Source organism: Sedimenticola selenatireducens, from assembly GCF_007625115.1.
Classification (GTDB): Bacteria; Pseudomonadota; Gammaproteobacteria; order Chromatiales; family Chromatiaceae; genus Sedimenticola; species Sedimenticola selenatireducens_A.
On sequence record NZ_VMNH01000008.1, the window covers coordinates 84006 to 95900 of the forward strand.

13 protein-coding genes are annotated in these 11895 nt (G+C 52.1%); 3 read left to right on the forward strand and 10 right to left on the reverse strand.

Annotated features, from left to right (window positions below):
- Both FHP88_RS08695 and parE read right to left on the reverse strand, forming a co-directional pair.
- Nucleotides 1–603, reverse strand: a complete 603-nt coding sequence (locus FHP88_RS08695; protein WP_144358651.1) for a CNP1-like family protein — start codon at nucleotides 601–603, stop codon at nucleotides 1–3.
- 21 nt (nucleotides 604–624) lie between these two features.
- On the reverse strand, nucleotides 625–2514 hold the full coding sequence (gene parE / locus FHP88_RS08700) for a DNA topoisomerase IV subunit B (RefSeq protein ID WP_144358652.1): 1890 nt from the start codon (nucleotides 2512–2514) through the stop codon (nucleotides 625–627).
- Nucleotides 2515–2544: 30 nt separating this feature from the next.
- On the opposite strand from parE, the gene FHP88_RS19535 reads away from it, so the two are divergent.
- Nucleotides 2545–2949: an exodeoxyribonuclease VII small subunit gene (locus tag FHP88_RS19535; protein WP_144358653.1), complete on the forward strand. Its 405-nt coding sequence runs from the start codon at nucleotides 2545–2547 to the stop codon at nucleotides 2947–2949.
- Nucleotides 2939–3841, forward strand: a complete 903-nt coding sequence (gene ispA, locus FHP88_RS08710; protein ID WP_420492996.1) for a (2E,6E)-farnesyl diphosphate synthase — start codon at nucleotides 2939–2941, stop codon at nucleotides 3839–3841. Before FHP88_RS19535 ends, ispA begins: the two co-directional genes overlap by 11 nt.
- An 18-nt stretch (nucleotides 3842–3859) precedes the next feature.
- Here ispA and hybE read toward each other — a convergent pair whose 3' ends face one another.
- From hybE to FHP88_RS08750, 8 genes are read right to left on the reverse strand one after another with little or no spacing between them, the layout of a single operon-like run.
- Complete coding sequence (hybE, locus tag FHP88_RS08715) at nucleotides 3860–4459, reverse strand: [NiFe]-hydrogenase assembly chaperone HybE (protein WP_144358654.1); 600 nt, start codon at nucleotides 4457–4459, stop codon at nucleotides 3860–3862.
- Nucleotides 4456–4674, reverse strand: a complete 219-nt coding sequence (locus FHP88_RS08720; RefSeq protein WP_144358655.1) for a rubredoxin — start codon at nucleotides 4672–4674, stop codon at nucleotides 4456–4458. Before FHP88_RS08720 ends, hybE begins: the two co-directional genes overlap by 4 nt.
- Nucleotides 4671–5531: a hydrogenase expression/formation protein gene (locus FHP88_RS08725; RefSeq protein WP_144358656.1), complete on the reverse strand. Its 861-nt coding sequence runs from the start codon at nucleotides 5529–5531 to the stop codon at nucleotides 4671–4673. The genes FHP88_RS08720 and FHP88_RS08725 overlap by 4 nt, the downstream gene beginning before the upstream one ends.
- Nucleotides 5532–5560: 29 nt before the next feature.
- Nucleotides 5561–5989, reverse strand: a complete 429-nt coding sequence (locus FHP88_RS08730; protein ID WP_144358657.1) for a hypothetical protein — start codon at nucleotides 5987–5989, stop codon at nucleotides 5561–5563.
- A gap of 36 nt (nucleotides 5990–6025) precedes the next feature.
- A complete protein-coding gene (locus tag FHP88_RS08735) occupies nucleotides 6026–6775 on the reverse strand; it encodes a HyaD/HybD family hydrogenase maturation endopeptidase (protein WP_144358658.1) in 750 nt (249 codons plus the stop codon).
- Nucleotides 6772–7458 carry a Ni/Fe-hydrogenase, b-type cytochrome subunit gene (gene cybH / locus FHP88_RS08740; protein WP_144358659.1) on the reverse strand — a complete coding sequence of 229 codons (687 nt, stop codon included), beginning with the start codon at nucleotides 7456–7458 and terminating at the stop codon, nucleotides 6772–6774. The genes FHP88_RS08735 and cybH overlap by 4 nt, the downstream gene beginning before the upstream one ends.
- A 28-nt stretch (nucleotides 7459–7486) precedes the next feature.
- On the reverse strand, nucleotides 7487–9283 hold the full coding sequence (locus FHP88_RS08745) for a nickel-dependent hydrogenase large subunit (RefSeq protein WP_144358660.1): 1797 nt from the start codon (nucleotides 9281–9283) through the stop codon (nucleotides 7487–7489).
- Nucleotides 9280–10359 (reverse strand): hydrogenase small subunit, encoded by a 1080-nt coding sequence (locus FHP88_RS08750; protein WP_144358661.1) that lies wholly within the window; start codon nucleotides 10357–10359, stop codon nucleotides 9280–9282. The genes FHP88_RS08745 and FHP88_RS08750 overlap by 4 nt, the downstream gene beginning before the upstream one ends.
- 572 nt (nucleotides 10360–10931) lie before the next feature.
- On the opposite strand from FHP88_RS08750, the gene folE2 reads away from it, so the two are divergent.
- The gene (gene folE2 / locus FHP88_RS08755; protein WP_144358662.1) at nucleotides 10932–11729 is read left to right on the forward strand and encodes a GTP cyclohydrolase FolE2; all 798 of its coding nucleotides are present in this window, start codon (nucleotides 10932–10934) and stop codon (nucleotides 11727–11729) included.
- The last annotated feature ends 166 nt before the right edge of the window (nucleotides 11730–11895 follow it).

Below are 11895 nucleotides of genomic sequence, written 5' to 3' on the forward strand. Positions count from 1 at the left end.
TTATTTGAACCCCGATTCAAGCACCTGAGGCCGGCCATATTTTAACTCTGCGATAATCTTTTCTGCGCTCAGATCCAACACATGGATATTACAAAAATAGTACTTTGACAGATCCGTTCTATAGCGCGTGTAGTTGTTGGCTAGAATCGGTTTCCATTCATAGCGGCGTGGTTTCACAAATTTACCTTTGCCATTACCAAAGGCATAAGTTTTAAATTCATTTGTAGTGCAACGAATACCTTCAAAGGCAACATTTTTTGCCCCAGTCTTAGATTTAATAACTACGGTATATCTTATTATCCCCTCCTCTTGGGTATAGCTCAGTGAATTGGCATCAATAAAATAGTTGAAGGACACATTCGGCCGTGTCACCTGAAACTCGATCAGATCTTCATCCTTTGGAAAGGGCGGCAACTCTGTCTGTTGCTCTTTCCATACATACTCTTCAACATTGGGATTGAATGAGTCGTGTGGATTGTAGAAATTGCTATCCCCCTTATTGGCGGTAATTGGGCCACCACTGTCAGCAGCCAATAAAGTACCCGTTGCACTCATTAACACTGAAACAAGAACTGCTTTTGTAACTAAGCTCATCTTCTGCATCCATCCACATTTAGGCCAGATCTAGACTTCGGCTAGGTCGCCTTTCTCCTGCAACCATTGCTTACGATCCGAAGCCCGTTTTTTAGCCAGCAGCATATCCATCATGCTGTTGGTATCATCGCTGGCATCAATGGTCAGCTGCACCAAGCGCCGGGTATCCGGATCAATCGTAGTTTCTCGCAGCTGCAACGGGTTCATCTCGCCGAGGCCCTTGAAACGTTGGACACTTACTTTTCCTGTCAGTTTCTCAGCAGCGATTCGATCAAGGACACCCTGGCGCTCAGAATCATCTAATGCATAGAACACATGTTTGCCCACATCGATCCGGTAGAGTGGCGGCATGGCGACATAGACATGCCCCTCTTGTACCAGCTTTCTGAAATGGCGAAGAAAAAGTGCACAGAGCAGTGTGGCGATATGGGCTCCATCGGAGTCGGCATCAGCCAGGATACAGACCTTTCCAAAGCGTAACTTTCCGAGGTCATCTGAACCGGGCTCAACACCTATAGCCACCGATATATCATGAACCTCTTGTGAGGCCAGCACTTCGGCAGAATCCACCTCCCAGGTATTAAGAATCTTGCCACGCAGCGGCATGATAGCTTGAAATTCACGGTCACGTGCCTGCTTGGCCGAGCCACCTGCCGAGTCTCCCTCTACCAGAAAGAGTTCACTGCGAGTGGTATCCACCGTGCTGCAATCTGCCAGCTTACCGGGCAGAGCGGGGCCCTGTGTAACCTTCTTACGCAGTACCTTACGCCCAGCTCGCAGACGGGATTGAGCCGCATTGATGGCGAGATCCGCAATTCGCTCCCCTGCATCCGTATGCTGGTTGAGCCAGAGGCTGAAGGCATCTTTCACCACGCCCGATACAAAGGCGGCACACTCGCGGGAAGAGAGGCGCTCTTTGGTCTGACCGGAAAATTGCGGATCAGCCAACTTTACGGAGAGGATATAACTGCAGCGATTCCACACATCCTCCGGGGCCAGTTTGACACCGCGCGGCAGCAGATTCCTGAATTCACAAAACTCCCTGACGGCATCAGTCAATCCGGATCGAAGCCCATTGACATGGGTGCCCCCCTGAGCCGTAGGAATCAGGTTGACATAGCTCTCTGTAATCCCCTCACCCCCCTCTGGGAGCCAGACTACAGCCCAATCTGCCGTCTCTGTATTACCTGACATCGAACCGACAAAGGGAGGTTCAGGGAGAATTTCCAATCCTTGCAAGGCATCCAACAGATAATCCTGCAGACCATCCTCGTAATGCCATTCGTAGTTCTCACCACTGTTCTCATCGCTGAACAGTACCTTCAAGCCAGGACAGAGTACTGCCTTGGCACGCAGCACATGCAAGAGCTGTCGAACAGAAAATTTTCCCGTATCAAAATAGCTCGGATCAGGCCAGAAGCGCAGTCGTGTACCGGTATTGTTTTTTCCGACTCGCCCAACCTCTTCAAGATCGGACGCCTTGTGGCCACCGGCAAAGGCCATATTATATTCGGCTCCGTCCCGCTTTACCCAGATCTCCAAGTGCTTGGAGAGCGCATTCACTACTGAAACACCGACACCATGCAAACCACCCGAGAACTGGTAGTTTTTGTTGGAGAACTTTCCGCCTGCATGCAACTTGGTCAAGATAACCTCAACACCGGGAAGACCCTGCTGTGGATGAATATCCACCGGCATACCACGACCATCATCCTTTACCTGCAGTGAGCCATCCTTGAACAGGACCACCTCAATAGTTGTTGCGTGGCCGGCAACCGCCTCGTCAACACTGTTATCGATCACTTCCTGGGCCAGATGATTTGGCCGACTGGTATCGGTATACATACCAGGACGTTTGCGTACCGGCTCTAGACCGCTGAGTACCTCAATATCGGAAGCGTCGTATGAACTGCTGCTCATGGATAAAAAAACCTGTCTCTTTGACACAAGATGAGGCCAGAGTTTACACGCCCCACCCGCACTAGGCGAGGGGTGGTAAGCGGTTTCAAGCCAGCCATCACTGAAAGCGTCAACATCCTGCGGTCAAAGCGCCGATTGACCGCTACTCATCCACTCGGTAAGGTTCACCTATCTTCCACAATCGTGAGCTATATCGTGGCAAAAAAGGAACCTAAAGCGCCTTCTTTTGAAGAGGCCCTTAACGAACTTGAATCGCTAGTTGAAACGCTTGAACAGGGTGATCTCTCACTAGAAGACTCCCTAAAGTCATTTGAAAGGGGTGTCTCACTGACCCGCACCTGTCAACAGGCCCTAAAAGAGGCTGAGCAAAAGATTCAGATCCTCTCTGACCAACGCATTGACGCAGAACCGGAACCCTTTGAACGTGACGATTGAGTCGGCCCTGAAGCAGTATCTGCAGCACTGTCAAAATCGGGTAAACGATGCGTTGGAACAACAGTTACCCGCATCCACCATCCAGCCCCAACGACTGCACCAGGCCATGCGTTATGCCACCCTCAATGGCGGCAAGCGTGTCCGCCCCATGCTGGTTTACGCAGCGGGAGCTGCCTTGGGCATAGCATCCGAACAGCTTGATGGCCCCGCCTGTGCTGTGGAGCTCATTCACGCCTATTCATTAATTCATGACGATCTGCCAGCAATGGATGATGATGATCTGCGCCGTGGACGACCCACCTGCCACAAGGCCTTTGATGAGGCCACCGCCATCCTCGCGGGCGATGCCCTGCAAACGCTGGCGTTCAAAGTACTCTGCAAAGACGAGCCGTACCCCTTTAGCCCAGAGGTACGCCTGAATATGATCGAAGCCCTGGCGCACGCCAGTGGTTCCCGCGGCATGGCCGGGGGCCAGGCTCTGGATTTGGCAGCAGTCGGTCAACAGATAGAGCTGGCTCAACTGGAAAATATGCATATCCACAAGACCGGCGCGCTGATACATGCCAGTGTTAAGCTGGGGTGTCTGGCGGCTGAATCGGCTACCCAGCGACAGATTCATCATCTGGAACATTACGCCAACTGTATTGGACTCGCCTTCCAAGTGCAGGATGATATATTGGATGTAGAGAGCGACACGGCCACGCTGGGTAAAACACAAGGTAAAGACGAGGCCAACGGCAAACCAACCTACCCTTCACTCATTGGTATGAAAGCCGCCAAAGAGATGGCACAGAACCTTCGGCAAGATGCACTCAATAGTCTGGCAGAGCTGGATGTGAGAGCAGATCCCCTACGCTGGCTGGCTGACTATATTGTGGACCGGAAAGCCTGAGTTATTTGCTAACCCGAATTATTCGCTCTTTTCTGCAAACAGACCTGTCAGCAGTTCACGGCGACTGAGTGGTGTCGCAAGCCGCTCAGACAAGCAGGGTGCATCTTCTGCCATGGCGCCAGGGTCAGCCTGTTCATCCTGAGTGTCATCGGGCTCACCCCGCCAGACCTGCTCAATCTCACGACTGTGGGTACTGATCTCCGAGCGGTTCTCAGATTGCATAATTCCCTGCATGATCGCTTCTGCCGTCTCCTCGGCAAGCTGTTGCGAATGAAACTGATGCATTGGGGAAAACAGTGAACAGGCCTGGTAAAGACCCATTCCCGCCTCTTCACCCACAATAAACTCATAGGCACCAGACGGAAAAACATGCGTTATTTTGCTACCGGGCAATAGGCTGTCACCCTCATCTACACCTATCTGCCCCAATAGCACCAGATTCATGAACCAGGGTGTAATCAACACCCCCAATACGCCTTCCTTCCAGCGCCTGAAACCCACGGCCTTTACCTGCAATGCACTATTCAGAATAGGCACATCAACCATTCGCTGCTGCTCTATCAAACTGAACACCGCCTCCAGATCATCCACGACATTCTGCAGATCATCAGCGTTCATAACAGCACCATAAAATCATTTTTACGGCCATCGCAATTAGGGCAACTCCAGTTCTCCGGCAATTTTGAAAAGGGTGTACCAGGCGGGATCTGCCAATAGCTGTCGCCCTCTGCCGGATCATACACATGCCAGCAGATCTTGCATTCCAGCCGCGCCTCATCTGTCAGTTTCTCAGCACTACCGCCATAGGAACCGGAAAAAAACGTGCCACTCATTGATAGACTTCCAGTATCTCTTTCAGGCGGTCAGCGCTATCTTTTAGATCTTCCTGCGCGGCACAGGACACTGCGGGAACATCAGTCACTTCCAAGGTATTCAAGATATTCATATCCTGCGAGTTGAAATACTGTACCCACCATACATGTTGCATCCCGGTGCTGGTGATTCGGCAATTCCCATAACCGCGAGACAAGATGGTGACAGCCCCGCTACCCAATAGTTGACCTAAAAACTCCAGATCCTGCTCCGTCTGGGGCAACAACGTCAGATTGATTACGTGAGCCGGAACATCTGGCCTGTAAGCCTGTGCCTTTTCATTCAGTTCAGCTACTAGCGGTGGGGCATTCAGCACCCCTTCAGGAAGTGGCTCATCCGGCAGGGTAAGAGTGGCTGCAGCACCCACGAACGTCGCATCCTGGATCAAACCCGGTATGGAGCCCACCTCCAGCGTGTCTTTATAGGTGATACCGGTTCCATCCTGATAACGGACCCGCCAGATCCCGGCCATTACTGACTCCTGAATCTTCACCTGTATAGTGCGACTGAACACCACACTCACCTCACCTTCCCCAAGCACTTGGTCTACCAAACTGAGGTTGGCACTGTCCATAAAGGTAAGATCAAACAGCTGTTCCTGATCACCGGCTTTGTATCCTTCAAGTGCCGCCTGTACTCGCGTCAATAGCGCAAGGGCCACATCCATTCCCTCCACCGCTTCTGGTTCTGGAATGGCGGGCATGGAGAAAGTAACCATCTCATCTGGCATCTTCTGGTAATCCAACAAAGCACCATCTTCTTCCGAAGGTTGACTGCCTACACCGAAGGTTACTGCAGGTATCTCATAGAAACTCATAAGCCATCTCCTACTTTGTATCTTTCTGACTATTGGGAAGAAGCCAATGACTGGGCCACAACAGGTATGCCTAGATCACGCAGATGCAATGCAGGGGCATTCAGTAAGCGTTCTATTTCTCGCAGATAATCGGTCCAATTCTGAACCCGTGTAATGGCACCCAGGTACTCTCCACGTCGCATAAGAACCAGCGCAGGCCAACTATCAAAAGGAAAGCGCCGGTGCAGCCGATGCTCCGCTTCACGATCAATCACCGCCACTTGAAATCGGCCTGCAAAACAGGCTGACAATTCAGGCAGTATGATGGCTACATCGTTACTTTCCGGATACTGTTTTGGATCTTCCGTAAAAAACAGAACCGTATAGTCATTGTCATCAAGAAACTCATCGAGCATTGACTCATTTAAAACCGGATAGTTATTTTGCACGATCATCTGTCTGATCAGTTCTGAGGTCATCGTTACACTCCTTCAATCAATTGCATGCAGGGAGATTCAGCTACCCGATTGGCTGCGGTATTTATTCAAATGCTGATCAAGCCCCACGCTCATGGCGGAACCTTCTAATGAAACCGGACGATGCCCAACCTGATAGTCCCCGGATAACAGCACCCGCTCATCACCCAACCGACAGGCCTGTTCCGGCGGTGGGCGCTCATGTTCATACCTTGTCATGTCGCTGATAGCTGAACTCAGAATGTCCGAAGTCATTGGTTTTTCGCGGCGGCTCATGACAACACCCTGCTCAGATAGAAAGGCAATCGCCTGCTCAATGGCCGGGCCTATCTTCGTCTTCACCTTAGGGTGCAAACTGCCACCGAAGTCTTCAATCTCAACAGGCTGCACACCAATCAGCAGTAGCTTTTCCGGGTAATCACCCATCATCTCAGCCAACGCCAACACCTCCTGAAAACCGGTCTGATGCAGACTAATCTTCTTCACACCGAGATACTTGGGAACCGCCTCTCCCTCAATCAATTTCAATGTGCCAGGGGAGAGCCCATAATCGATGGCGTCGAACACAATCAGGATATCGGCCTCGCGTACCTCCTGAACCAGATAGACGCCCTGGGTTCCGCCATCCATTACGCGAACATGGTCAGGATAGCGATACCACTGCTGAAGGGTCTCAACCGCCCGCACACCAAAACCTTCATCCGCCCAGAGCAGATTGCCGATACCAAGAATCAGCACATTAGGTTGCGGCCTATTCACATCATTAACTGAAGGTCTAGTGCTACTCATGGCCGGTCATCCTTGAAAGTGCGCCAGCCGCTAATCATGGTGCTGATGATGCTTTGCCGGGAGACAATATCTTCCCGAATGGCCACATAGACATGCAACATGACAAACACCACGATCACCCACATACCCCAGTGGTGCCACAAGCGCACATCCTGACTCTGTCCTACCAACGGAATCAGCCAACCGAACAGACTGTCCTGCCAACTACCCAGCCCCGTCTGTTCGGCGTAGAGCGAAAAACCTGTCAGTAGCATGCAGAACCCACCCACCGTGATAATCACCACCATGAAGAGATGAGCCAACGGATTGTGCCCCACATATTTTTTCGGCTCTTTTTCCAGAAAGGCGTACCAACGCACTTCGTGCAACAACTCACGCCAGAACGTCAACCGATGAACAGGCAGTTTAAACAGCTGCCTTGAATGTTCATTCCCCACCATCGCCCAGTAGATGCGCCCCAGAAAACCGACGGCGAAGATATACGCAGCGGCAAAATGGACAAAGCGTATGTAACCCATCAGAAAATGATCACTCGCTTCTCCGGACAAACTGGGCAGCGGATTGGCCACCAGGTAACCGGTTATCGCCAACAGGGTAATGGAGAGTGCATTGGCCCAGTGCCAGATTCTGACCGGGGCTTCATACACGTAAACCGCGCCTGAATTGATTTCTCTCTGCATCATTCTTACTCCTCTGAAGAGACCCCTACGGTTAGCGAACCTTGACCTTAGCCAGCTCCTGACCATCCTCACTCATCACATGAGTCGAGCAGGCGAGACAGGGATCAAAACTGTGCAGCGTTCTCAAGATCTCCACCGGCTCTTCCGCTCGCTCCACCTTGGTATTCATCAGTGAAGCCTCAAAAGCACCAATATTGCCCTGCTGATCCCGGGGGGAGCCGTTCCAAGTGGTCGGGACCACACACTGGTAGTTGGCAATGCGGGTGTCCTTGATGCGAATCCAGTGGCCGAGTGCGCCCCGTGGTGCTTCGGTAAAGCCAACACCCTTGGTTTCCGCTGGCCAGGTCTCTGGATCCCAGCTCTCCACATTGGCCGTCGAGCTGTCACCCGCCTTGATGTTGGCCATCATCTTGTCCATGAAATAACGCATCTTGTCGGCTGCCCATTGGGCTTCCAGGCCTCGGGCCGCCGTGCGGCCCAGCGTAGAGAAGAGGGCGGTTACCGGCAGGTCCAGCGTCTTCAATACAAAGTTAATCTGCTCGGTAATCTCCTTATCCCCTTTCGCGTAACCGATGATGTAGCGCGACAGCGGACCCACCTCCATGGCATGTCCACGCCAACGAGGGGCCTTGATCCAGGAGTATTTTGCTGACTCGTCAATCTCCCGAATATCGGTCTTGGTACCCTTGGTCTTGGCACCGAGCTGGAAATCAGCCTCAGTGATACCGTCCCAGGGGTGCAACCCTTTGGATTCATCCGGATACTTGTACCAGGAGTGTGGAACAAACTCCTGGATCTCCTCGGGGTCCCTAAGATCAACCTCGTGCACCTGTTTCAGATTACCGTTGATAATGGCTCCCCTTGGCATCATCAGGTTCTCTGTCGAATAGTCATTGGCACGATCCGGTATATCGCCATAGGAGAGTACGTTCATGCTGGCCAGGCCGCCGCCGTAGGTCCATCCCTTGTAGAACCCGGCAATCGCCAGTAGATCCGGCACATAGACATGGTTAACAAAGTCCCGCACCTGATCGATAATGGCCGACACCTGATTGAGGTTGACCATATTCAGGCCTCCGACCGACCCCACACCATCCAGATTGATGGCACAGGGCACACCACCTACTAGCCAGTTTGGGTGGGGATCCTTGCCGCCAAAGATCGCCCGTATCTTGGATATCTCTTTCTGAAAATCGAGTGCTTCCAGATAGTGGGTGACCGCCATCAGGTCGGCCTCTGGTGGCAACAGGTAGGCTGGGTTGGTCCAGTAGCCATTCTTGAACGGCCCCAACTGGCCTGACTCCACAAACTTCTTCAACCGATTCTGAATATCACGGAAATAGCCGGGTGAGGAGAGCGGGTGATGGGGTGAAACCTTCTGCTGCAACTCCGATGTCGCCTTTGGATCGGCCTTCAGGGCATTGACCGGGTTGACCCAGTCCAACGCATGCAGATGATAGAAATGAACCAGATGATCGTGGGCCTGCAGGGCCAGTTGCATGATGTTCCGGATCGAGTTGGCATTCTCCGGGATCTGAATGTTCAGCGCATCCTCAACGGCACGTACCGAAGTCAATGCATGGGTGCCGGTACAGACACCACAGATACGCTGGGTGAAGGCCCAGGCGTCACGCGGGTCGCGCCCCCGGAGAATCACCTCCAATCCCCGCCACATGGTCCCCGTCGAGACGGCGTTACGGATGATATTGTTCTCATCCACATTCACTTCACAACGCATATGCCCTTCGATCCGGGTAACCGGATCTACCACTACACGCTGACCTGAATCATCCAGAGAAAAGCCATTCGGCGTCTGTTGTACACTCATTGATCCTGCTCCCCTTTATTCTGTGCCTGTTTGATGGCGGTAACCGCCAGATGAGCCGCCGCCGCGGCGCCTACCGTTCCGGCGGCAGCCAGTCCGACATCATCCGCATTCGCCTCAATCCCAAACTGATGGGTATCAGTGACCCGATCATAGAAGCTTCCCTTATCCCAGAAGCCATCTTCGGAACAGCCGATGCAGCCATGCCCCGCCTGAATCGGGAAGGAGAGCCCACCATTCCAGCGAACGGTCGAGCATGCGTTGTAGGTGGTTGGCCCCTTGCAGCCCATCTTGTAGAGGCAGTAACCCTTGCGAGCCGCCTCATCGTCCCACTGCTCAACAAACTGGCCTGCATCAAAATGGGGGCGGCGGTAGCACTTGTCATGAATGCGCTGGCTGTAAAACATCAGTGGACGTCCCTGTCGATCCAGCTGAGGAAAACGGTCAAAGGTGAGGATGTAGGTAATAACAGCGGTCATCACCTCGGCGATCGGTGGGCAACCGGGCACTTTAATAATGGGTTTATCTGCCAGGCCAGGCACTTTATGAACAGGCGTCGCACGGGTCGGATTGGGGCGAGCCGCTTGCACGCAACCCCAGGAGGCACAGGAACCCCAGGAGATGATCGCCTTGCAGTGTTCAGCGGCTTTTTTCAACTGCTCCACAAACGGCTTACCACCAATAATGCAATACATGCCATCCTCATCCAGTGGTGGATTGCCCTCTACCGCAAGGATATAGTTACCATCGTATTTTTCGATGATCTCTTCGATAATCGCCTCAGCCTCATGACCGGCCGCTGCCATGATGGTGTCGTCATAATCCAGTGAGATCATCGACAGCACCACATCCTTCGCCAGCGGATGGGCAGAGCGGATAAAGGATTCGGAGCAACAGGTACACTCCAGACCGTGCAACCAGAGCACGGGAATGCGCGGTTTGGTCTCCATCGCCTCGGCAATGGTCGGGGCGAAGGCCGGTCCCAGCCCCAGGGCCGATGCCGTCAGGCTGCAATACTTCAAAAAACTTCGGCGCGTGATCCCCTGACGCCGCATTACTTCGTAAAAGGTCTCAGTCATTACCCGACTCCTCCAGTTCAACAGTGATTGATGCGATGGCTTATGCTCTGTTATGCCGCATCCTGGTGGTCGGTTTTGCAATGGCTATGCCAAAGATATTTTTCTGATATTTATCAATTTGTTGCGAAATACTATATTTTTCCTCAATCAAACCAAGTGGTTATATTTCCTATGGAAATGGTTGGTATATTGGAAGGTTTAATTCCATGCGCCATTAACGGTAATAGGCACTGGATAGGACCGATGGATATCAGGATTAGCCTTTTCCACCACTCAAAATAGGGCCGCTCTGAGTTACGCTAAATAAAAACAGCACAATGACCCTAACAACTTGATTAATAGAGCATTTATCATCTATTCGCCAGACAAAAAACGACGCCAACCTTGCACAGAGCTAGGTCAACCAGCATAATCCCGTCTCCCAGATTGCTATATTACCCAGCACTAATGGAAAACCCGGTAAATGACCGGTGTTCGCCCACACTGAAACAGGGTAGATTGCAACTGAGACAAATTCGTTGGTTGCGTAGGCCGGATCGTGTGCGCGCCGTTGTAGCAGAGGACTTAAGACAGTGACGACCACTCCTGAGATTGCTGATGTACAGAACAGCATCGACACCCGGCAGATCGCCATCAATAAGGTGGGCATCAAAGATATCCGTCACCCCGTTCGGGTGAAGGATCGTAGCGACGGTGAACAGCACACCATCGCAAACTTCAATATGTACGTGAACCTGCCCCACAATTTCAAGGGCACCCACATGTCCCGCTTTGTCGAGATCCTGAACTCGCATGAAAAAGAGATCAGTATCTCCAATTTCAAAGTGATGCTGGCGGAGATGGCGGAAAAGCTCGAGGCCAAGTCAGGTCATATCGAGATGAACTTCCCCTATTTCATCAACAAGACCGCGCCGGTTTCGGGTGTACAGAGTCTACTGGATTATGACGTCACCTTTATCGGTGAAGTCCATGATGGAAAACCCACTACCTACATCAAGGTTCAGGTGCCTGTTACTAGCCTCTGTCCCTGTTCAAAGAAGATCTCTGATCGTGGCGCGCATAACCAGCGCTCCCATGTCACCGTCCAGGTCAGGACCTGTGGCTTTGTCTGGATCGAAGAGATTATTGATCTGGTCGAGAGTCAGGCCTCCTGCGAACTCTATGGGTTGTTGAAACGTCCTGATGAAAAATTTGTCACCGAGCGCGCCTATGACAATCCTAAGTTTGTTGAAGATATGGTACGCGACGTCGCTGGCAAACTGGATGAGGACGATCGTTACTGTGCCTATGTTGTCGAATCCGAGAACTTTGAATCGATCCATAACCACTCGGCCTATGCGCTGATTGAGCGGGACAAGGAAGCGGAGTGATTTTGCAATCAGGGGGTCGGAGTCAATAAAATTGACTCCGACCCGAATGGTACTTACTTAAGCAGATTCGTATTCAAAGTAGGGTGGGTTAGGTGCGTTGTTTGCACCGTAACCCACCAACGGTGCCGTCAGGCACACCTTAGATAAACGACTCGTGTTGCTGCGC

What these genes read in the sequence shown, in the direction of transcription:
- FHP88_RS08695 (WP_144358651.1), bottom strand. Translation starts at nt 603, where the DNA reads ATGCAGAAGATGAGCTTAGTTACAAAAGCAGTTCTTGTTTCAGTGTTA.
- parE (WP_144358652.1), bottom strand. Translation starts at nt 2,514, where the DNA reads ATGAGCAGCAGTTCATACGACGCTTCCGATATTGAGGTACTCAGCGGT.
- FHP88_RS19535 (WP_144358653.1), top strand. Translation starts at nt 2,545, where the DNA reads ATGAGGCCAGAGTTTACACGCCCCACCCGCACTAGGCGAGGGGTGGTA.
- hybE (WP_144358654.1), bottom strand. Translation starts at nt 4,459, where the DNA reads ATGAACGCTGATGATCTGCAGAATGTCGTGGATGATCTGGAGGCGGTG.
- FHP88_RS08720 (WP_144358655.1), bottom strand. Translation starts at nt 4,674, where the DNA reads ATGAGTGGCACGTTTTTTTCCGGTTCCTATGGCGGTAGTGCTGAGAAA.
- FHP88_RS08725 (WP_144358656.1), bottom strand. Translation starts at nt 5,531, where the DNA reads ATGAGTTTCTATGAGATACCTGCAGTAACCTTCGGTGTAGGCAGTCAA.
- FHP88_RS08730 (WP_144358657.1), bottom strand. Translation starts at nt 5,989, where the DNA reads ATGACCTCAGAACTGATCAGACAGATGATCGTGCAAAATAACTATCCG.
- FHP88_RS08735 (WP_144358658.1), bottom strand. Translation starts at nt 6,775, where the DNA reads ATGAGTAGCACTAGACCTTCAGTTAATGATGTGAATAGGCCGCAACCT.
- cybH (WP_144358659.1), bottom strand. Translation starts at nt 7,458, where the DNA reads ATGATGCAGAGAGAAATCAATTCAGGCGCGGTTTACGTGTATGAAGCC.
- FHP88_RS08745 (WP_144358660.1), bottom strand. Translation starts at nt 9,283, where the DNA reads ATGAGTGTACAACAGACGCCGAATGGCTTTTCTCTGGATGATTCAGGT.
- FHP88_RS08750 (WP_144358661.1), bottom strand. Translation starts at nt 10,359, where the DNA reads ATGACTGAGACCTTTTACGAAGTAATGCGGCGTCAGGGGATCACGCGC.